The sequence below is a fragment of the Deltaproteobacteria bacterium genome, from assembly GCA_013151235.1.
Taxonomy (GTDB): domain Bacteria; phylum CG2-30-53-67; class CG2-30-53-67; order CG2-30-53-67; family CG2-30-53-67; genus JAADIO01.
On sequence record JAADIO010000002.1, the window covers coordinates 12,736 to 33,528 of the forward strand.

A 20,793-nucleotide genomic window follows, 5' to 3' on the forward strand; every position below is an offset into this window, starting at 1 on the left:
ACACCGACCGTTGCCTACTTGATATGGACCTGCATTGCCCTGGACGGGCAGGTTCCCACGCAGAGTTCACAGACGATACATTTTTCCGGATTGAAACTGACGAGCATGGTCGACCGGTCGATGGAGATGGCGCCGCTGGGGCAGACCCCCGTGCAGGCACTGCACTGGTAGCATCGCTCCTCTTCCTTGATGATCTTCTTCGCCGTATCCAGAACTTCCACGCCCGACTCCTTGAGATAGGCAATTCCTTTCTTGTAGTTTTTCAAATCTCCCGCAATTTCCAGGACCATCTCTCCTTCGTCGTCGGGACGGATCGCCGCCTTCAGGATATTAAAGGTCAGATTGAAGTCCTTGATCAGCCGATAGACGATCGGTTGGCTAATCCGGTCACTGGAAAATCGCAGGAGGACTTTTTTCGCTGCCATGGTTTGATTTCTCCTTGATATTATCATTTCATGAAAAGACGCTTTGCGCTTTTGATGAGATGATTCTATTCCGTTGTATACAGGTCCGTACTCAAATACCTCTCTCCCGTATCCGGAAGGATCACGACCACCGTCTTTTGCACGCCTAAATCCCGGGCGACTTCCAGGGCCGCCACCATGACGGCTCCCGACGAGATCCCGCAGAGGATTCCTTCTCGTCGGGCCATTTCCCGTGCCGCCTCGGCCGCTTCCTCATCCCCCACGGGAAAGACCTGATCGACAATCCCCATATTCATGACCTCCGGGACAAAACCGGCGCCGAGCCCCTGGATCTTGTGGGGACCGGGCTCACCGCCGGAGAGAACCGCCGAGGTCTTCGGCTCCACGGCCACAACCCGGACGGAAGGATGATAATGTTTCAGGATTTCGCCCACCCCCGTGAGGGTCCCTCCCGTACCCACACCGGCCACAAAGGCATCGATCCCGGAACCCACCTGATTCAGGATCTCCTGGGCCGTCGTCATCCGATGGATCTCCGGATTGGCCGGGTTGTTGAACTGCTGCGGCATAAAGTAATCGGGATGGGCCGCATCAAGCTCCTCCGCCTTCCGGATCGCTCCGCTCATCCCCTCGTTTCCAGGCGTCAGGACCACTTCGGCGCCGTAGGCGTGGAGAAGAGTCCGCCGCTCCTCGCTCATGGTTTCCGGCATGGTAAAGATCGCCCGATACCCTTTCACCGCCGCCACAAAGGCCAGACCGATCCCGGTATTGCCGCTCGTCGGCTCCACGATCGTTCCGCCCGGTTTCAGTTTCCCTTCCCGTTCCGCCGCTTCGATCATGCCCAGGCAGATCCGGTCTTTCACACTCCCGCCCGGGTTGAAAGACTCGAGCTTGGCCAGGATCCGGGCCTCCCCGGGGCCGGTCATCCGCTGTAATTGCACGACCGGGGTATTTCCGATCAGATCGGTGATCTTTTCCACATTTTCCCGTTTCATGAACCTCTTCTCCACACGGTTGTTATATTCGTTCTTTCAGGGGTTTGAAGGAGATGCCCGAATCCGCCGATGGGAGCAATTCCTGCGGCTCTCCGAGGAGAAACTCTCCCTTGAGAATCCATTCCTTCAGGGTTTCCGCAATCTCGACAGCCATGGGATAACTCGATAGGGAGGCGGTCTTCACCTCTTTTCCATCAATCGTAATCTTCCCTGATTTCAGTTCCTTGTAATTGACCTCGCCGTAGCTTTTGGAAACACCCTCGGGGTAATCGATACCGTAGTCGACGATCTGGGTCACGATCTGTTCATCGGAGACGCCGGTCGACCGGGCGATTTCTTCATTCAGGACCGGGATGGGAACCCCAATTCCCAGGGCGAGGGTGCTGCCGTACCCCTGAATGCTCACTCCCTTGATATAGCGGGTGTTCATCCCCCGCAGGTCTCCATAGGTGGCCAGGGTCCCGGCCGGCGCCCGGACCACACCGTTTTCCCCCCGCTTGACCGTGGGATTGTGCTGAGTGCCGGGGGCCACCACGTAGCCGACCCCGCCGCCGATAAAGATCCTCGTTCCCAGCCCGATCGTCCGGTAATAGGGATCGTTGAGCAGAGGAGAGAGCTGCCCGGCGCTGCAGTAATTGGCATTACCCGCCTTCGGTTTGAGCCCGCCCATGTAAGTATAGATCATCTTCGAACTCAGATTAACGGCACAATTGTAATTCTGGTAGGCATTCCGGGGATTAAAAAGATAACATTCATTCAGGCCTTCGAGATTGATCATGCTTTCCAGCTCTTTTCTCGGATAGCAGTCGGTTCCGTAAGAGAGGGCCTTCATCCGGACATCACGCCCGGCGATCAAGTCTTCGATCACATGGCCGCCGCCGTAGAGAAACTTCCCCGGATAGACCTTGTTGGCCGGATCGTCATCCGGAATCTCGGTAACGCCGATGTAGAGATCGACCGCCGCCAGACCGGCATAAGCGGAAACGCCGTTCAGCCAGGCCTTCTGCACCTTCATTTTCGGTTTGCTGTGCCCGAAATTCAGAAAGGCGCCGGAGGAACACATCGGCCCGTAGGTCCCCGTCGTCACCACATCGACCCTTTTCGCCGCTCCGACCGCACCTTCTTTGTTGACGATATCGATCATCTCCTCCGCGGTGACCACAACGGCCTCTCCCTTTTTGATCCGGGCATTGATCTCCGCGTAGGTCTTGGTTACTTCTGCTTCCTTCGCCATCCTCATCTCTCCTTCACCTAAATGGAAAACATCAAACAGTGACTATCCCCCTTCAACCCCAGCTCATTCGCCCGCCGACAGAGATCCTCCAGGGAGATGGCATCGAAATATTCCGTCAGGAGGTCCCCCGCCCCCTCCCAGACCCTTCGGGTGACACACTTGTCGATATAGTGGCAGGCCGAACCGTCCTCTTCCATGGTCGTGCAGGGAACCGGCTCGATCGGTCCTTCAAGCACCCGAATGATGTCCCCTACACTGATTTCACCGGGTGCGCGGTGGAGGGAATAGCCCCCCTTCGGTCCCCGGGTACTGTCGATCATCCCCGCCTTTTTCAGGACGAAGAAAATCTGTTCCAGGAAACGGCGCGGGATCCCCTGCCTCTTCGAGATTTCATGGATCTGCATGGTCCGCCCCTCCCCGTAATAGGCAATGTCGAAGAGGGCCCGGACCCCGTATTGGCTTCGATTGGAGAGCTTCATAAACGAACCTTAATCTTTACCAAAAAAATCGTGTTCTATATTTATAGATTACCCGATGGACAAAGTCAAGTTGTTTCGTACTGATTCAGGTCCTTTGCCCTTTTCCCGGGATTGACAGCGATCTCCCCGTGTGATAGAGAGAATCCGGACCCGTCCGGAGGAGAGAAGGGGAAATATGAAGACCATCGAAGCACTCAAGGGGATCCTGACCCGAATCGACGGTCGGGGATACAAGGCGTACAAGGATCTGAAGGGGACCTACGATTTTGGGTTCTTCACCCTCCACATCGATCATGTCCAAGGCGACCCCTATGCCGCCCCGTCGCGCCTGCGGATCAAGGTTCCACAGGCGGAAGCCGGACTGCCCGCCCGTCATTTTGCAAACCGCTTCCGGCGGATCGGTCTCGAAGATTTTCTGACCCGCTCCTTTGCCGCCGCAATCCGGAAAATCGCCCGCGGGAGCCGGGGGATGGGCAAGAGCGGCTTGATCGCCATCGACTGCGGCAATCAGGAAGTGCTGGAACGAACCTCCATGTTTGTTTCCTCCTCCGAGGTGGAAGCCCGTTTCGTGATGGGGCTCCCGGCACGAGGCCGGTCGATCCTCGGCCGGGAAGCGGCGGAGATGTTTCTTGAGGAGGTCCCGCAAATCGTGAGGCAGTCGCTCTTTCTGTCCCACCTTGATACCGGCCGGATGGCGCTCCATGTCGACGTTGTGGAAGATCATGCCGCCCTGCAGAAGACGCTCAAAGAAAGAAAACTCGTCGCCTTTATCGCGGACGGATCGACTCTCCCCCGCCGAAGCGGGATTGATCTCCGTCCACTGCAGGAAGGCGCCATTCCCTTTGCTTCTCCTCCGGCCTTCCGGACTGTTCTGAGCGCCCCGAACCGGGGAGAGATCACCGGCATGGGGATCCCCTGCGGGGTGACCCTGATCGTGGGGGGCGGGTTCCATGGGAAATCGACGATCTTAAATGCCCTGAAATATTCTATCTTTCCCCATATCCCCGGCGACGGAAGAGAGTATGTCGTGACTGACGCCACGGCCGTCAAGATCCGGGCCGAAGACGGCCGGAGCATCTCCGGTGTCGACATCTCTCCCTTCATTAACAACCTTCCCTACGGCAAGGAGACCGGATTTTTTACAACCATGAATGCCAGCGGCTCCACTTCCCAGGCGGCCAACATCATGGAGGCCCTGGAGATGGGGAGTCGGCTCCTGCTGATCGACGAGGACACCTCGGCCACGAATTTCATGATCCGGGACCACCGGATGCAGTCCCTGGTCGCGAAGGAGAAGGAACCGATCACCCCCTTTGTCGATCAAATCCGGCCGCTCCGTGAAGACCTCGGCGTCTCAACGATTCTGGTCATGGGCGGATCGGGAGACTACCTGGACCAGGCCGACCGGGTTATCCTGATGGAAAGATACCGTCCCCTTGACGTTACGGACCGCGCCCGGGAGGTCGTCGAAAAGATCGCCACCCTGCGCCGACCGGAAGGGAGCGGAGGTTTCGGAAAAGTTATCGATCGCAGACCCCTGCCTGCCTCCTTTGATCCGAGCCGGGGAAGGCGGGAGGTCAGGATCGATGCCAAAGGTTTGCAGGAAATTCTCTTCGGCCGGGAGCGGATCGATCTTTCCGCCGTGGAACAGTTGATGGAGATCTCCGAGACCCGGGCCGTCGGAGAGATCATCCACTATTTCGCGAAGACCTGTGTCTTGCGGGGAATGAACCTGCGGGAAGGCTTGACCCTTGTCCTGCAGGAAATGAAGGAAAATGGCCTTGACCTCCTGTCCCCTTACAAGCTCGGCTGCTTTGCCATGCCCCGCATCTTTGAGGTCGCCGCGGCCGTCAACCGGATGCGTTCTCTGAAAATCTCCCGGGAAGGCGAAGAAGAATCAAGGTGAATAAAACTTGACATTAAAAAGTGGAATTGCTAACATTTAGGAATTCAATTCCTCCTGCATCAGGAACCGTTGTTAACCGGGAGACGAGGCGCAGATGGCTCCAAAGAATGGATCGGCAAAACAGAAGAAAACATTCGAGAAGATCAAGAAAGGTCTTGTCCGGAAGAAGCAGTTGATTCTGGAAGGGGCAAACGAGGCGATCACCAGCCAGCTCGTTAAAGAGAAGGAGAATCTTCCCGAATTAGGAGATCAGGCCTCGGCCGAAATCGATAACAACTTTCTTCTTCGCCTGAAAGGTCGTGAAAAGAAACTTCTGGCCAAGATCGATCAGGCACTGGAACGGATCGATAACGGGACCTTCGGGATCTGTGAGGAATGCGGGCAGGCGATCGGATTGAAACGGCTTGAGGCCCGGCCCGTCACCACCATGTGTATCGAATGCAAAACGGATCAGGAAGAAAAGGAAAAGATCAAAAAGACCTGACCGCCCCCCTCATCCCATAGGCTGTTGCTTAAGGCAGTTTTTGCGCCGCCAGGGCCGCTCCCAGCGCCCCGACAATCTGGGGCATCTCCGGAACCTGCAGGGAAACCTTCAGGCCGGCCTCCAGTGCCTGTACCACCCCCCGGTTGTTTGCCACACCGCCGGTCATGATCACAGGCGGGACAGCAGCAATCCGCTTGAAAAGTGCCACCGTACGTTCTGCTACCGATGTCTGAAGACCGCAGACGATCTCTTCTACGGCCCTTCCTTCGGCCAGAAGGGAGATCACCTCCGATTCCGCAAAGACGGTACAAAGATTGCTGATAACCGCCGCCCGGCCGGGATCGTGGGAGACCGCACCAAGTTCACGAAGATCCATCTCCAGGACCTTCGCCATCACCTCCAAGAACCGGCCCGTCCCCGCCGCACAGCGGTCGTTCATGGCGAAATCGACAACATGACCGGCCTCGTCGATCCGGATCACCTTGCTGTCCTGCCCCCCGATATCAATCACCGTCCGGGTCTCCGGAAAAAGATGAAAGGCTCCCCGGGCATGGCAGGTGATCTCCGTAATTCGGGCGGTGGCCGGGGAGACCTGTTTTCTTCCATAGCCTGTTGCCGTAACGGCGGTTAGGGACGCCCGTCCGAGCTTTCCCTTTTTCAGGGCGATCTTCAAAGCCGCTTCCGCCGCCCGGCCCCCGCTCACCCCGGTATCAACAATCCCGTAGGCATATAAACGTCCATGCGATAAAATCACGGCCTCGGTCGACCTTGATCCCACGTCAATGCCGGCATAAAACATATAACATCCTGATTTTGTTATAGAATTTTGTAATCATAACATTCGAACGTATACTTTGCAAGACTTTCATGGCCCCCATTCGCTTTGCCTTGACACATTTTCCATAACTGGGCTATACTGAAAGAAATAAGGTTATAGGTATTGTTTTCATGGAAAAGGCCCACCTGAAAAAACAGCGTTATTTCATTGAAAGGGATCTTTTCTTTCAAACACTGACGCTTCTGCTCACGGTCCTGTTAGGCGGATTCCTTCTGTTGCTCCTTTCCAAGACGATCAGCGGCTATGTCGACTCCTCCATTCTTTTTTTAATGCTCTTTGCCGGCTATTTCCTCCTGATTATCTTCTTTTCCTGGTCCCTGTCGCGTAAATTCATCGGCCCGTTCAGCCGTCTGAAGGCGAACATGAAGGATATCTCCCAGGGAGATTTTACGCTCCGCCTCATGGTCCGGAAAGGAGATGACGTTCGGATTACGCACTTTGTCGAAGAGGCCAATCGCATGGTCATTTCATTCAATAATGCTATTGAAAAGATCAAGGACCCCTGCACGGAGCTAGACGCCCTTGCCGTTCAGATGATTCGGAAGCTTAAAACCGATAACGACATTCCGAAAGCGGAATGCCTGGAATTACTCCAGTCCCTGCAGGAACGGACAGCCGTCATCAAGGAGTCTGTCGGACGTTTCAAAACAGGCAAACGCTCGCTTTAGACCCTCCCGAATGATTCGTCCCGGATCTTTTCTTATCCCTTTTCAATCGATTTTGACAATCACTGCCATTTCGGATATTCTGCCGGTATCATTAGATGGACGGCGGACAACGCTTCCCATCCCTCTACCCGGCAGGCCGGCATGGGCACAATCAAACATTTCCTTCAGGAAGGTCCCTCCCGGAAAAGATTCGAGGCCTTTCTCGCTCCTTTTCGCCTGCGGGGGACCCCTTCGGTTCGGAAAAACCTTGCTTCTTTACAGAAACTTTTAGCGCCCCACTGCGATCCGGAACGGTTTCTTTTGCGGGCCTTGCACTCCATCGGAGAAACGGCCGACTCAGAACAGGCGCTCAATCAACTGGAACGTTTTTTCCACGCCCTCGACGATCCGGCAACGGTTCTCCCGCTGCTGACCGAAGGGCGCCCCGCACTCCATACCCTTTGCACCCTCTTCGGCGCCAGCCCTTACCTTTCCGGGATCCTGATCCAGGAGCCCTCTCTTTTTGCCTGGTTGATGCAGGAGCGAATCTGGAGCGGTTCCGTCGATCGTGAGGCGCTGTTGGAAGAGATTCTCATGGCCTGCACCGAAATTGAACAAATCGAAGAGGCCTATCCGATCCTGCGACGGGTCAAACAACGGGAGATCCTCCGGATCGGCGCAAAAGACCTGACGGGCTTTGCCGGGATTACCGAAACCATGGAAGGGTTGACGGCCCTCGCCGAGGCCTCCCTGGAGGCGGCCCGGCAGGTGGCGGACCGTTTCCTTAAAAAACGGTTCGGCACCCCGCAGATCATCGACCCGGACGGCAACCCGGGGGAATGCCCCTTTGCCATACTCGGGATGGGGAAACTCGGGGGGGAGGAACTGAATTTCAGCTCCGATATCGATCTCCTCTATCTGTACGAATCGGATCAGGGGGAGACAACGGGGATTCCCGACACCTCGGGGAGGGTTCAGGGAAAGATCGAGAACCATCTCTATTTCGCCCGTCTCTGTGAACGGATCACCGACATGATCCAGGCGAATACGGAAGATGGTTTTGTCTTCCGAGTCGATCTCCGTCTCCGGCCGGAAGGAGGCCAGGGCCCGGTCGCTTCCTCTCTGAGAAGCTACGAACTCTATTACGAATCCTTCGGGCAGACCTGGGAGCGGGCAGCCCACCTCAAGTGCCGGCCCGTCGCCGGCGATCTCGCCCTCGGGCGGAAGATGATCCGGCTTCTGCGCCCCTTCGTCTACCGGAAATATCTCGACGACGGGGCTATTGCCGAAATACGGGAAATGAAGGGACGGATCCTGCAAAAACTCGCCCGGGGGCGTGCCCGGGAATTCAACGTTAAGCTCGGTCCGGGGGGGATCCGGTCAATCGAGTTTCTGATCCAGTCCCTGCAGCTTCTCTTCGGCGGAAAGATCCACTGGGTCCGGGAGCACAACTCACTGCGGGCCCTGCACCGTCTCTGCGACAAGGAGATCATTACCTATGACGATTATGCCGTTCTCTCCAAGGCCTACCTTTTTCTGCGGGACGTGGAACACAAACTGCAAATCGAACACCAGCTTCAGACCCAGACGCTTCCGAAAGACCCCGCCGCTCTCGATTGTTTGGCATATCGCTGCGGTCTGAGCGGTGGCCGCGAACTGATGGAAGAACTTTCGACCCACACCGCCCGAGTGGAAGCCCTCTTTGAAGAACTCTTTCGGCAAGAGGAGGAAGGAACGGAAAGTATCTCCCCTCTTCCGGCCATTGCCTCGGGGATTGCTGAGGGTGACGAGGCGGCTCGGGAGCTTGCGCACCTCGGCTTTGCCGATCCCCGGCGGGCGTTAAAGAATATTGAGATCCTCCGGGAGGGTCCTCCCTATCATCACAACTCCTCCCGTTGTCGTGCCGCCTTCCTTCAGCTCGCTCCCGCCCTGCTCCGGGAGGCCGGCACCTCACCCGATCCCGACATGGCCCTAAACCACCTGGAGCGCTTTGCCTCGGGCTACCAGGCACGGGAAACCTTCTATGCGATCCTTGGGAAAAATTCCGAAGCCCTGCACCGAATCATCGCTCTCTTCAGCATCAGCAGCTATCTTTCAAACCTGCTGATCCGTCATCCCGGAGCCATGGAGATCCTCCTCGGGGGCGACCTCCTGGAGCAGTGTGTCCTGAAGGATTCCTACTACCGGAGGATCATGGAAGAGGTGAAGCGCTCTTTGCCCGGTGGTCCGGTTCTTGATCTGATCCGGCGGTTCAAACATCTCGAAGAATTAAAGATCGGCCTTCGGGATATCCTGAGCGAACCGGATCTCCTTCAGACGGCCCATTCCCTGAGTGGCCTCGCCGATGCCTCCCTGGAGGCGGCGTACACCCTTGCATTCGAGGAACTGACGAAGGTCTTCGGTCCTCCCCGGGCAGAGGGAGGAGAACCGGCGGAACTTGCGATCTTCGGGGTGGGAAAGCTCGGCTCGCAGGAGCTGATCTACGGAGGAGACCTCGATCTCCTCTTCGCCTACACTGCCGAAGGGGAGACGGAAGGACCCGAACGAATTACCAACCGAGACTTCTTTACCCGTCTCGCCAGCCGGATCGTTTCTCTCCTCTCCACCCTCACGGGGGAAGGGGCCGCCTACCGGATCGACCTGCGTCTTCGTCCCCTCGGGGAAAGCGGCCCCCTAGTACAGTCGCTGGAGGGGTACCGGGGCTACTTTCACCGGAGCCTGATGCCCTGGGAACGACAGGCCCTGACGCGTATCCGCTTCTGCGCCGGCGGCAACCGATGCGGAAGGGCACTGATCGACGTCATCGAAACGACCCTCTTCGACACCGCTCCCCTGCCGGATCTGGCCGAATCGGTCCGCACCATGCGAAAAAAGATCGAGGCCGAAAAAAGCACTTCACGGCGCCGGGAAATCCATTTCAAGACCGGGGCCGGCGGATTGATCGATATCGAATTTCTTGTTCAGTATCTGACGCTCCGCTATGGTCATACAATAAAGGAACTCCGATTTGCACCTCCGCTCTCTGTTCTGGAGGTCTGCCGGAACCGGAGTCTGATTGGAGAGACCGATTATCAAGGGCTCAGAAAGGGTTATCTCTTTCTCCGGCGCCTTGAGGGGAGAGCCCGCATCCTCCAGGACCGCCCCATCACTTCCCTCTCTTCCGATCCCGGTATGAACCGGGCACTGGCCCTCCGGATGGGCTATCCGGTCCGTGGAGAAGACCCGGGCACGGCCCTTCTCCGTGATCTGAAGATCACGACACAAAGGACACGGAAGATTTTCGAACGGATCCTGAGCAACCAAAAAGCCCCCGGACTCACCTGAAAACAGAAATTCCCCCAAAAACAGCCATTCTGCAGGTCTACCTTTTTGAAAAGAAGAAGGAAGCTCGTTTTATAACGTATCCGGGAGGAGGTATCAATGAAATATAGCGACGTTGTCGGTAGATTACGAGACCAAATTGCAAGATTTCCGGAGGAACTTTCATCTTTTTTGCCTTGACATTGAATATCCCCTATGCTATCAACAAAACTTTGTTTTGGAGTAACTGCTCAGGCCTCATCTCCTTTTTACCCGGTGTCTCATGCGGTTTGGCATCGGCGAATACTCAGCCAGCTTGCGGAGGAAGGATCTACCATGAAAAAACGTTATCTCCTGGCCCCCGGGCCGACACCCGTACCGCCGGAAGCACTGTCGGCCATGTCGGAACCGATTATTCACCATCGCTCACCGGAATTTTCCGTGATTATGAAAGAGGTTCTTGAGGGGTTGAAGTGGCTCTTCCAGACGGACAACACGGTAATGCTCCTCACCGCATCGGGAACGGGCGGCATGGACGCCGCCGTGAGCAATTTCCTCTCCCCCGGTGATAAGGCGATCTGTGTGCGGGGTGGAAAATTCGGTGAACGCTGGGCCGAGATCTGCGAGGCCTACGGCATTACTCCCATCAACATCGACGTCCCTTGGGGCGCCTCGGTCAAACCGGAGGCCATTGAAGAAGCCCTGGAAAGGGACCCTTCCATTAAGGCCGTTTATGTTCAGGCAAGCGAAACCTGTTCCGCCTCGGTCCATCCGATCAAAGAGATCGGAGAGATCGTTCGGAAGCACGACGACACAATTCTGGTCGTTGATGCCATTACGGCCATCGGCGTTATGGACCTCCCTGTAGACGCCTGGGGCGTGGATATTTGCATCACCGGTTCACAGAAGGCCCTCATGCTCCCCCCCGGCACCGCGTTCATCAGTGTCAGCGACAAGGCCTGGGGATTCAATGAAACCGCAAAATGTCCTCGCTTCTACTTCAACCTGAAAAAGGAGCACGCCAAGGCCGAGGCGGGACAGACGAATTTCACCAGCCCCGTCGCCATGATCATCGGCCTGAAAAAAGTTCTGGAGATGATGCGGGCGGAGGGATTGCAGAACATCTTTGCCCGTCATGCCCGACTGGCGGACGCAACCCGGACAGCGCTGAAAACATTGGGATTGGAACTACTGGCCACCGGCATCCCGAGCAATGCCGTCACCGGCGCTTATCTTCCGGACGGGATCGACGGCGGCGCATTCAACAAGAAACTCCGTGAAGAATACGGCGTCACCATAGCCGGAGGCCAGGCACAACTCAAGGGAAAGATCTTTCGCGTCGCCCATCTCGGCTATGCCGATACGATGGACGTCATCACCGCCATCGCGGCCATTGAGCGGGGGCTCCATGCCTTCGGGTATGATTTCGAACTCGGTTCCGGTGTACGGACAGCGGAAGAAGTCCTTTACGGGAAAACGCAATAGTCGATTCCAACATGCATGAAATTCAAAAAGGAAAAGGATAATGAAAATCCTGATCAGTGACAATCTGGCCGCCGAAGGTATGAAAATTTTCGAGGAGGCCGGTTTTGAGGTCGATGCCCGAACCTCCACCCCGGCCGATGAGATCCTGAAGATTATCGGGGAATACGACGGTCTGGTCATCCGGAGCGCCACAAAGATTACGCCGGAACTGCTGGAGAAGGCGACCCGCCTGAAGGTCATCGGACGCGCCGGTGCCGGGCTCGATAACGTCGATATCCCGGCCGCCAGCCAAAAGGGGGTCGTCGTTATGAACACCCCCGGCGGCAACACGGTGACCACCGCAGAACATACCGTGGCCATGATCATGTCCCTCTGCCGGAATATTCCCCAAGCCACGGCCAGCCTTAAGGCCAATAAATGGGAGAAGAAGAAATTCACCGGCACGGAACTGATGGGGAAAACTCTCGGCATCATCGGTCTCGGGAACATCGGGAAAAACGTGGCAAAGCGTGCCCGGGGGCTCGAGATGAAGGTGGTCGGCTACGACCCCTACATGACGGAGGAGATGGCCCGCTCCCTCGGTGTACGCCTCGTCTCCCTGGACGAGATCTATGCCGAATCGGATATCATTACAGTCCACACACCGATGACACCGGAGACGAAACACCTGATCAACCGAGATACCATCGCGAAGATGAAAGACGGCGTCCGGCTCGTCAACTGCGCCAGGGGAGGGATCATCAAGGAAACCGATCTGCTCGAGGCGCTGCAAAGCGGGAAGGTCACGGCGGCGGCGCTGGATGTATTCGAAACGGAACCGCCCGTCGACAATCCGCTTCTTGCCCTCGATAACGTCATCGCGACCCCGCATCTCGGCGCATCCACGAGCGAGGCCCAGGTCAACGTGGCCGTGATGGTTGCCAGCCAGATGGTTGAATACCTGACCACCGGCGTCGCGAAGAACGCCCGAAACATGGCTGCCGTTTCGCCCGAGGAGATGGAGAAAATCCAGCCCTACATCTCGCTGGGGGAAAAACTGGGATCCTTCTTGGGCCAGGTCGCCGACGGGCGGGCCGACCGGGTGACCATGGAATACTTCGGTGATGCCGCCGATTTGAACAGCGAACCGGTTACCACGGCAATCCTCAAGGGTTTTCTCTCCAATTTTGCCGACGTCAATTATGTAAGCGCCCCTTACCTTGCAAAAGAGCGGGGAATCAAGACCTCCGAAGTGAAGTCGAATGAAAGTCCCAACTTCAAGAACAAGATCACAATTAGCGTGGAAGGAAAATATGGGAAGAACTCCATCTCCGGGACCCTGTTCAACAACCGGGACCCGCGCATCGTCATGGTCGATGGGATGACGCTGGAGGCCGTCCCCGAAGGAGAGATGCTCATCTTTCGCAACCACGACAAGCCGGGGGTGATCGGTAGTGTGGGCCGGGCGCTTGCCGATGCAAAGATCAACATCGCCCGGATGCAGTTTGGTCGGGAAGAACCGGGCGGCAAGGCGATCTCCATCGTCAATGTTGACAGCCCCGTCGATGCGGAACTTCTGGACAAACTGGCGGTCCTGCCCAATGTCGTCGATGTTCGGGTTGCACGCCTGTAATCCCCCGACAGAGCAAAATTTTCATCCGCACCGAAGTATCGGAAATCAGCGACATCTTCTTGTTCCTCGGCAGAATGGAATAAGGAGTGTAATCGTCGTGTGCGTCAGACACCCTGAAAGGAGTCATTGGTGGCAACCTTAGTTGTAGTCGGCAGTCAGTGGGGAGACGAAGGAAAAGGAAAAATCGTAGATCTTCTCACGGAAGATGCGGCGCTGGTCGCCCGTTTCCAGGGGGGACACAATGCCGGACACACCGTCGTCATCGGCGACGAGGAACATATTCTCCACCTGATCCCTTCGGGGATTCTCCATCCGGACAAAGCCTGCGCCATTGGAAATGGCGTGGTCATTAATCCGGCGGCATTGATCGAAGAGGTCAAAAAACTGGAAGAAAAAGGATGCACCGTAGACGGACGCTTCCACGTCAGCAAGAACGCCCACCTGATCATGCCCTACCATATGGCACTGGAGATCGGCAATGAAAAGGCCCTGGGAACGGCACGGATCGGGACCACCGGACGGGGGATCGGCCCCGCCTACACCGACAAGATGGCCCGGTGCGGCATGCGCGTCTCCGATCTGCTCCATCCGGACCTCTTCCGGGAGAAGCTGAAGACAAATCTTGAATATTACAATTTCCTGATCCAAAAGAAATTCGGGGACAAAGGGCTGGAAGAGGGGCCGATCTTTGAAAACTACATGGGCTACGCCGAGCGGATCCGGGGATGGGCCGACGATGTCTCGTTGCGGCTTCGGGAGTCGATGAAGCGGGGAGAAAATATCCTGTGTGAAGGAGCACAGGGGACCCATCTCGACATCGATCACGGGACCTATCCCTTTGTGACCTCTTCCAATCCCACGGCCGGCGGAGCCTGTACGGGACTCGGTTTCGGACCTACCGAGGTGGACCATGTCCTCGCGATCGTCAAGGCCTATACAACCCGTGTCGGCAGCGGTCCCTTCCCGACGGAACAGGAGGGAACATCCGGAGAAGAGTTCCGGCGTGTCGGTCGGGAATTCGGGGCATCCACCGGACGGCCAAGACGATGCGGCTGGTTTGACGCTCTCCTGGTCCGTTATTCCGTCCGAATCAACTCGTTGACCTCCGGCGCCCTGACCAAACTTGATGTTTTGGACGGTTTTGATCCGATCCGCATCTGTACCGGATACAAATACAAAAACTCCCTCCTGACGGAATTTCCTACAGAGCTTTCCGTTCTGGAGGAGTGCAAACCCGTGTACGAAGAACTCCCCGGATGGAAGAAAAATACGATCGGCACAAAATTCATCACCGACCTGCCCGTCCGGGCCCGGGAGTATATCCGGAGACTGGAGGATCTCATTGAGATTCCCTTCTCCATCGTCTCCACCGGCCCGAAGCGGGAGGAGACCATCATGATGAACAATCCCTACCGGCAGGGTTGAAGAAAGACAAGAGCAAGATTTCCGGAATTCATTTTTTATTGACAAACATTTCCGGATTTTGTATAGTTTTCAACTCTTGACCAGGGCGGATTGTTCCGCCTGATTAAGGGCCGTTAGCTCAGTTGGCAGAGCACCGCCCTTTTAAGGCGGGTGTCGTTGGTTCGAGCCCAACACGGCTCACCAGAACAAACGGGGAATTGAAAGAATTCCTTTTTCATACAAGACGGTCCCCATCGTCTAGCCTGGCCCAGGACACCGCCCTTTCACGGCGGCGACGGGGGTTCAAATCCCCCTGGGGACACCATTATGGCTTTATGGGCGGGTAGCTCAGTTGGGAGAGCATCCCGGTTTGCAAACGGGAGGGTCATTGTATCTGTCCTGCTGAGTCGGCAATAACATCGTGGGCGGGTAGCTCAGTTGGGAGAGCATCGGCCTTACAAGCCGAGGGTCACAGGTTCGAGCCCTGTTCCGCCTACCATAAAAATTTAAAAACACCTGAGAGCAGCTTTTCTGGGGGGGCGGTAGTTGACGATTTCCGGAAGTTCCTTCCGCAAATCGTCGAAATGAAAGGAAAGACATTCATCTCCTCTGCATTTCACAAAAACAGCGAAATACAGAGGGTGCATTTTCAGTTGGTCAGAATGCCGGCCTGTCACGCCGGACAAAAAAAGAGCAGCTTTTCTGGGGGGGCGGTAGTTCAGTTGGTTAGAATGCCGGCCTGTCACGCCGGAGGTCGCGAGTTCGAGTCTCGTCCGCCCCGCCAGAAAAGCTGCTCTTTTTTGTCCAGGTGTCGGATGCCTTACTATAATTATTGGAAATTAACCGGATCGACATCGACGGTCAGATCTATGCCGGAAGTCCCTTTGAGGCCGGTGAACCGCTTGATTCCTTCTCCCACAAGACGGTTCAAAGATCGGACGCTCTTCCCCTTGATCAGCAATTGAAACCGTTTTTTTCCCCGCAGTGTCGAGAGGGGTGCTTGGGCAGGCCCCAGGATCTCCATTCCCCGATGGTGCAGGGCGAGACTCCTTAGGATCTTTCCAAGTTGTGTTGCGGCATGTTCCACTTTTTTCCCTGAGTTTGCGGACAGAACGAGATTGACCAACCGGGAATAGGGGGGATAGTTGAGAGCTTCCCGGAAGGAGATCTCCTCGTCATAGAAACGGGTATAGTCGTGTTCCACGGCGGCTTGGATCGAGTAGTGCTCCGGCGTATAGCTCTGCAGGTAGACCTTGCCCTTCGTCTTGCCCCGACCGGCCCGGCCGGCGACCTGTATCAGGGTCTGGAAGGTTCGTTCCCCGGCGCGGAAATCCGGGTGGTGCAGAGAGGCATCGGCATTCAGGACACCCACCGTGGTGATCCCCGGCAGATGATGTCCCTTGGTGACCATCTGGGTACCGATGAGAATATCTCCCTCCCGGGAACGGAATCGGTCCAGGATCTTCTGCGCGGCCCCCTTTCGGCGGGTGGTATCCCGGTCGAGGCGGAGAAGAACGGAATCATGAAAGGTCTTCTCCACCACTTCTTCAATCCGTTCCGTGCCGCATCCTTTGAGTTCGAGGGTCTCGGTCTTGCATTCGGGACAGGATTGAATAAGAGGGGTGGTGTAATCACAGTAGTGACAGGTGAGATGCCCTGCCCCGCGGTGGTAGGTGAGACTGACGCTGCAGTTCGGACAACGGTGGACATAGCCGCAGGTAGAACAGAGGAGGAAGGGGGAAAACCCCCGTCGATTCAGAAAGAGGAGAACCTGTTCTTTCTTCTGTAGCCCCTCTCGCAGGGCTTCGATCAGTTGCGGGGAGAGAGGATCCCCGTTTTTAACCTCCTTCATGTCGATCAGGCGGATCTCCGGGAGTGGGCGTGCATCGATTCTCTGGTTCAGGGTCAGCAAGCGATATTTCCCCGACCGGGCATGGTGAAAGCTTTCCACCGAGGGGGTGGCGCTCCCCAGGATCACCGTCGCATGATTCTGCTTGCCCCGGACCACCGCCAGATCCCGGGCGTGATAGCGTGGCGTCTCCCCCTGCTTGTAGGTAGTGTCGTGTTCCTCGTCGACGACAATAATGCCGAGGTGGGAAAAGGGGGCGAAGACGGCCGAACGTGCGCCGATGGCGACGCCGGCCTCGCCCCGTCGGATCCGCCGCCACTGGTCGACCCGTTCCCCTTCGGAAAGACCGCTGTGGAGTACGGAGACCTTGTCTGCAAAACGGGAGCGGAAGATCCGGACCAGTTGCGGAGTGAGTGCGATCTCCGGGACGATGACGATGGCCTCTTTTCCCCGGGCAAGGGTGGTTTCAATTGCCCGGAGATAGACTTCCGTTTTTCCACTTCCGGTGACCCCGTGGAGGAGAAAAGGTTGAAAAAGCCCCTCCTTAAGCGAGCCGTTGATCTGCCGGACGGCCTTTTCCTGTTCCTTCGTAAGTCTCGGAGGGGAGGACTGTTGGGGCTTCTCCCCGGCGAAGGGGTCCCGCAGAACCGTTCGTTCCTCTCTGCACAGGAACCCGTTTTTCACCAGACGTCGCAGAACATCGGGGCCGGTACCGGTCCGGGTCCGGAGAAAAGCCGAAGTATATTCTCCAGGGGATGCAAGAAATGCCTTCAGGACCCGAACCTGGGCCGGGGTTTTTCGCTCCAGTCGGGGCAGCTGCTTCCGGATCTCTCCGGCAGGGAGATTCATCCGGTAAACCCTTTCTCTTTTCTCCCGTACCGTGTCGATCCCGGCAGGAAGGACACACCGGATCACGGTACCCCAGGGGGCCAGATAGTAGTCGGAAATCCAGCGGGTCAGACGAAGCATCTCTTCCGTCAGGAGGGGAGCTTCATCGAGAACATCGGAGATGTCCTTGAGTTTCGGAACAGAGCTTTCCGGAATCCGGGAAACGAGATAGCCGATGGTTTTCCGGCGTCCAAGGGAGATCCGTACCCGAATACCGGGGAGGGCGGATTTCCTCAGGGAAGAGGGAATAGTGTAGTGAAAGATCTTTCGCACGCCCGGCACCACCACCTTGGCAATGCCGGGTCGGATGTCTTCTCCCCGGGCTTTCATGGAAGAATTTTAACAGAGGGAATCTTTGAAAACAAGATACACTTTTTGCTTGCAAGGCCCGTTCTACTTTTGTACAATAGCCACCCAAATCTGAACAATCCATCATTGAATCGTACCGCATAATTTTCCCTGTCAGGAAAAGATGGTGTCGAAAAAAGAGTTTTATACTCTTGAAGAAGTTTGTTCTACCCTGGGTTTGGAAAAAAGCCTCATCCAATTCATGGAACGGGAATTCGGCGGCTTTTTCGGTTTCTCCAAACTCTCTCCCTTCCCCTCACTTTACTCTCAAAAACAGGTGAAGATCTTTGGAAAAATCCACCGGCTCCTCAATCGTCCCGATCTCTCTATAGCGAAGATCAAGGCGGAGTTTCGGCAGCTCTGTCTGGAGCGGGGCAAAGGGGTCTTCGTGATCACCGTTGCCAGTGGAAAGGGAGGGGTTGGGAAAACCTCTCTTGCCGTTAACCTTTCGGTCATGCTGGCACATCGGGGGCTGCGGACGGTTCTCTTTGATGCCGACTTCGGACTGGCGAACGATCATGTCTTCCTCGGTCTTAACCCGCAAAAAACCTTGATCGATCTTCTGAAGGGAACGGCACCGGTGGAAGAAATCCTTGCCGAAGGCCCCTTCGGCCTGAAACTGATTCCGGGGGCTTCGGGGGTCTTTCAATTAGCGGAGATGAATCAGGATCAACGGGACCTTTTAGTGGACGAGATGATCCGCCTTCGTAAGATGACCGATGTTCTGGTCATCGATACTTCCGCCGGCATCTCCCGGAATGTCCTCCATTTTCTCGGACTGGCCGATGAGGTGTTGGCTGTCACGACACCCAATATTGCGGCGACCCTAGATGTATTCGGCCTGCTCCGGGTAGCCGCCGGACAAAACGTCCCGGGAAATCTGAATCTTCTCGTCAACCGGGCACACAGTCGGAGAGAAGCGGAGCAGGTCCACGAAAAGATTGCCCGCTGTTCGGATCAGTTCCTCGGGAAGAAAGTGGGGGCTCTCGGCTTTATCCTGGAGGACCCCGCCATGGAGAATGCGATTCAGCGCCGGAGATCTCTTGCAGAATGGTCTCCTCTGGCGCCTTCCATCGTCTGCCTGGAGAAGGTTGTACAAAAATTGGTGCGGAAAAAAAAGCAGTGGAAGGGGGGGAGCAAATCAAAATTTTACGATCTTTTCTACCCATTGGCGGTGTAGAAGGGTCATGTGGGGAGTCTGGACCGGCGTCAACGCTTTCGGCCCCGGCAAGACCTCTTTCCGGAGAGTTGCAACACACACAAAGGAGGACAAGACATGTCGGAGTTTTTCAATGCACTGAACGAGGTCTCGGTGGCACCGGATCCCGATGAGGGTGTGACGGCGGATCTTACGGAACTGATCTCTGCCGATCCAATTGTCCTGGATCGGGCGGAGGAGGGGAGCTGGAACCGCGCCCCGATGAATCAGATGAACTTTTTCGGGTTGATATCCCACCCGTTCAGTGATGCCGTAAATCCCGACTTCTTTTACAGCAGTCGAGGCCACGAAAGAGCACTGAGGAAAATGGCCATGACGGTTGAAGACAATATTTCATTGGGGCTGGTCCACGGAAAGAGCGGGACGGGAAAATCTCTCCTCTCCGTAATGCTCCTCAAACACCTCGATCCGGAAAAGTACCGTTCCGCCCTGGTACTCGTTTCACCCGGAATGACGAAAACATCCCTATTGAAAGAGATCCTGAGGGAGTTGGGAGAATACAATGAAAAGCTCCCCTCGAAGACCCAGGATCTCCTCGACCTGCTTCATGAACAGATCATTGATCTCTACAGTCACCAGCGGAGGCTGGTCATTCTCATTGACGAGGCACATTTCCTCAGTTCCGGGGCACTCCACCTGTTGCGGACAATCAGTAATCTGGAGACACCACAACAGAAGCTTACCACCTGCCTTCTCTTCTCAGAGGACCTTTTTCTTCGGCGTCTTTCCCATCCATCCTACCAATCCCTCCGGAACCGGATGTATATGAAAGTGCGTCTCTCCGGTATGGAAGCGGACGAGACAACCCAGTACATCAAATATCGCCTTCTTGCCGCCGGCTGCAAGGAACCGATGTTTGATGAAGCGGTCTATGCCGAAATACAGAAGGCGACCGATGGTGTGGCTCGGGACATCAGCAGGGTCTGTCATAACTGCCTGGCGGAAGGCTTCCTGCAAAAGAAGAAAACCGTTGATGTGGAGCTTCTCCGGAATGTCCTTGACGAATGACGGACGGCATTCCGTCCGGAGGAACTGGAAGAAGACCGACCTCCGGCAGGGGAAGCTCAACCCACAGGAAATGCAGACAAAGAGGTCCCGGGGAAAGGGGGTGACCCCGGATTTCCAGGAAGATCCGGAAGCACTTCTTTTGATCCCTCCTGAGAAATAACGTTATTGCAATCCACGAGGCTCCGATTCGTCCATGGGGTGAGCTGTCCGTATGCGGGCACGTACAGGCGGCCCCTCTCGGCATGCTATGCCACAGCATTGACGACACGGGACCACGCACATTATCGGGATGGCAAGCGTGTTTGCAAAGCATCCCCTTGTCGGTGCCCCTGCTCTCTGTTCTTTCTTCCAAGCCTTCCTATATCTCTTTTACTTTTCTGTAGCATTTTACGACCTCCGTCATCATTACCGTAACAAGAATGCCCCAGAGAAGCAGGGAACCGTGTATCTCCATGTTTTATATTCTTCTTATATTCTATGACCTTATAAAAAGTCACAAACCGCCTTTTTATAAGACCGGGGAGGAGAATCCTCTCCCGCCATTTTAAGTAAATTCAAATGGTTCCGCCCCCACCCCAGGCCGGGGCTTACCCACCCTCGGCTTGTTAATGACTTCTTGCGAAGCCATCATATTTCAACTTGTTAAAATATTTCATCCGCATTGGCACAATA

The 20,793-nt window shown here is 55.9% G+C and carries 16 protein-coding genes and 4 tRNA genes; 14 read left to right on the plus strand and 6 right to left on the minus strand.

The genetic code is table 11. The annotated features are described in order from the left end of the window. Positions 1–14: 14 nt before the first annotated feature. From GXP58_00225 to GXP58_00240, 4 genes are all read right to left on the minus strand, one after another. Entirely contained in the window at positions 15–425 is a 411-nt protein-coding gene (locus GXP58_00225) for a 4Fe-4S dicluster domain-containing protein (protein NOY52035.1), read from the minus strand. Between the two features lie 65 nt (positions 426–490). Then, complete coding sequence (gene cysK, locus GXP58_00230; protein ID NOY52036.1) at positions 491–1,420, minus strand: cysteine synthase A; 930 nt, start codon at positions 1,418–1,420, stop codon at positions 491–493. Positions 1,421–1,442: 22 nt separating this feature from the next. After that, on the minus strand, positions 1,443–2,654 hold the full coding sequence (locus GXP58_00235; GenBank protein NOY52037.1) for a hypothetical protein: 1,212 nt from the start codon (positions 2,652–2,654) through the stop codon (positions 1,443–1,445). A gap of 17 nt (positions 2,655–2,671) precedes the next feature. After that, positions 2,672–3,133 (minus strand): Rrf2 family transcriptional regulator, encoded by a 462-nt coding sequence (locus GXP58_00240; GenBank protein ID NOY52038.1) that lies wholly within the window; start codon positions 3,131–3,133, stop codon positions 2,672–2,674. Between the two features lie 175 nt (positions 3,134–3,308). On the opposite strand from GXP58_00240, the gene GXP58_00245 reads away from it, so the two are divergent. Then, positions 3,309–5,039, plus strand: a complete 1,731-nt coding sequence (locus GXP58_00245; protein ID NOY52039.1) for an ABC-ATPase domain-containing protein — start codon at positions 3,309–3,311, stop codon at positions 5,037–5,039. Positions 5,040–5,133: 94 nt separating this feature from the next. Then, positions 5,134–5,523 (plus strand): RNA polymerase-binding protein DksA, encoded by a 390-nt coding sequence (gene dksA / locus GXP58_00250; GenBank protein NOY52040.1) that lies wholly within the window; start codon positions 5,134–5,136, stop codon positions 5,521–5,523. Between the two features lie 28 nt (positions 5,524–5,551). Here the strand turns inward: dksA and GXP58_00255 are convergent, their stop codons facing one another. Continuing rightward, positions 5,552–6,322 (minus strand): 2-hydroxyglutaryl-CoA dehydratase, encoded by a 771-nt coding sequence (locus GXP58_00255; protein ID NOY52041.1) that lies wholly within the window; start codon positions 6,320–6,322, stop codon positions 5,552–5,554. A gap of 149 nt (positions 6,323–6,471) precedes the next feature. On the opposite strand from GXP58_00255, the gene GXP58_00260 reads away from it, so the two are divergent. The 9 genes from GXP58_00260 (at position 6,472) to GXP58_00300 (ending at position 15,593) form a co-directional block, all read left to right on the plus strand. Further along, a complete protein-coding gene (locus GXP58_00260) occupies positions 6,472–7,029 on the plus strand; it encodes a methyl-accepting chemotaxis protein (GenBank protein ID NOY52042.1) in 558 nt (185 codons plus the stop codon). 141 nt (positions 7,030–7,170) lie between these two features. Beyond that, positions 7,171–10,332 (plus strand): bifunctional [glutamate--ammonia ligase]-adenylyl-L-tyrosine phosphorylase/[glutamate--ammonia-ligase] adenylyltransferase, encoded by a 3,162-nt coding sequence (glnE, locus tag GXP58_00265; GenBank protein NOY52043.1) that lies wholly within the window; start codon positions 7,171–7,173, stop codon positions 10,330–10,332. Positions 10,333–10,644: 312 nt separating this feature from the next. Next, the gene (locus GXP58_00270) at positions 10,645–11,793 is read left to right on the plus strand and encodes an alanine--glyoxylate aminotransferase family protein (GenBank protein NOY52044.1); all 1,149 of its coding nucleotides are present in this window, start codon (positions 10,645–10,647) and stop codon (positions 11,791–11,793) included. Between the two features lie 40 nt (positions 11,794–11,833). Next, positions 11,834–13,405, plus strand: a complete 1,572-nt coding sequence (locus GXP58_00275) for a phosphoglycerate dehydrogenase (protein ID NOY52045.1) — start codon at positions 11,834–11,836, stop codon at positions 13,403–13,405. A gap of 129 nt (positions 13,406–13,534) precedes the next feature. Further along, positions 13,535–14,830: an adenylosuccinate synthase gene (locus GXP58_00280; GenBank protein NOY52046.1), complete on the plus strand. Its 1,296-nt coding sequence runs from the start codon at positions 13,535–13,537 to the stop codon at positions 14,828–14,830. A 107-nt stretch (positions 14,831–14,937) separates the two neighbouring features. Then, positions 14,938–15,013 (plus strand) — tRNA-Lys (locus tag GXP58_00285). 43 nt (positions 15,014–15,056) lie between these two features. After that, positions 15,057–15,134: transfer RNA gene (locus GXP58_00290), tRNA-Glu, on the plus strand. Positions 15,135–15,232: 98 nt separating this feature from the next. Next, a tRNA-Val gene (locus GXP58_00295) sits at positions 15,233–15,308 on the plus strand. Between the two features lie 208 nt (positions 15,309–15,516). Further along, positions 15,517–15,593 (plus strand) — tRNA-Asp (locus GXP58_00300). A gap of 45 nt (positions 15,594–15,638) precedes the next feature. Here the strand turns inward: GXP58_00300 and priA are convergent. Further along, a complete protein-coding gene (gene priA / locus GXP58_00305; GenBank protein ID NOY52047.1) occupies positions 15,639–17,876 on the minus strand; it encodes a primosomal protein N' in 2,238 nt (745 codons plus the stop codon). A gap of 142 nt (positions 17,877–18,018) precedes the next feature. Between priA and GXP58_00310 the strand changes: the two genes are divergently transcribed. From GXP58_00310 to GXP58_00320, 3 genes are all read left to right on the plus strand, one after another. After that, complete coding sequence (locus GXP58_00310) at positions 18,019–19,074, plus strand: P-loop NTPase (protein NOY52048.1); 1,056 nt, start codon at positions 18,019–18,021, stop codon at positions 19,072–19,074. A 96-nt stretch (positions 19,075–19,170) separates the two neighbouring features. Next, the gene (locus GXP58_00315) at positions 19,171–20,121 is read left to right on the plus strand and encodes an AAA family ATPase (protein NOY52049.1); all 951 of its coding nucleotides are present in this window, start codon (positions 19,171–19,173) and stop codon (positions 20,119–20,121) included. Continuing rightward, entirely contained in the window at positions 20,105–20,281 is a 177-nt protein-coding gene (locus GXP58_00320; protein ID NOY52050.1) for a hypothetical protein, read from the plus strand. Before GXP58_00315 ends, GXP58_00320 begins: the two co-directional genes overlap by 17 nt. The last annotated feature ends 512 nt before the right edge of the window (positions 20,282–20,793 follow it).

Coding starts and splice junctions, on each gene's coding strand:
- GXP58_00225 (NOY52035.1), bottom strand. CDS start 425: ATGGCAGCGAAAAAAGTCCTCCTGCGATTTTCCAGTGACCGGATTAGC.
- GXP58_00270 (NOY52044.1), top strand. CDS start 10,645: ATGAAAAAACGTTATCTCCTGGCCCCCGGGCCGACACCCGTACCGCCG.
- GXP58_00245 (NOY52039.1), top strand. CDS start 3,309: ATGAAGACCATCGAAGCACTCAAGGGGATCCTGACCCGAATCGACGGT.
- glnE (NOY52043.1), top strand. CDS start 7,171: ATGGGCACAATCAAACATTTCCTTCAGGAAGGTCCCTCCCGGAAAAGA.
- GXP58_00260 (NOY52042.1), top strand. CDS start 6,472: ATGGAAAAGGCCCACCTGAAAAAACAGCGTTATTTCATTGAAAGGGAT.
- cysK (NOY52036.1), bottom strand. CDS start 1,420: ATGAAACGGGAAAATGTGGAAAAGATCACCGATCTGATCGGAAATACC.
- GXP58_00310 (NOY52048.1), top strand. CDS start 18,019: ATGGTGTCGAAAAAAGAGTTTTATACTCTTGAAGAAGTTTGTTCTACC.
- GXP58_00235 (NOY52037.1), bottom strand. CDS start 2,654: ATGGCGAAGGAAGCAGAAGTAACCAAGACCTACGCGGAGATCAATGCC.
- GXP58_00320 (NOY52050.1), top strand. CDS start 20,105: ATGTCCTTGACGAATGACGGACGGCATTCCGTCCGGAGGAACTGGAAG.
- GXP58_00240 (NOY52038.1), bottom strand. CDS start 3,133: ATGAAGCTCTCCAATCGAAGCCAATACGGGGTCCGGGCCCTCTTCGAC.
- GXP58_00255 (NOY52041.1), bottom strand. CDS start 6,322: ATGTTTTATGCCGGCATTGACGTGGGATCAAGGTCGACCGAGGCCGTG.
- dksA (NOY52040.1), top strand. CDS start 5,134: ATGGCTCCAAAGAATGGATCGGCAAAACAGAAGAAAACATTCGAGAAG.
- GXP58_00275 (NOY52045.1), top strand. CDS start 11,834: ATGAAAATCCTGATCAGTGACAATCTGGCCGCCGAAGGTATGAAAATT.
- priA (NOY52047.1), bottom strand. CDS start 17,876: ATGAAAGCCCGGGGAGAAGACATCCGACCCGGCATTGCCAAGGTGGTG.
- GXP58_00315 (NOY52049.1), top strand. CDS start 19,171: ATGTCGGAGTTTTTCAATGCACTGAACGAGGTCTCGGTGGCACCGGAT.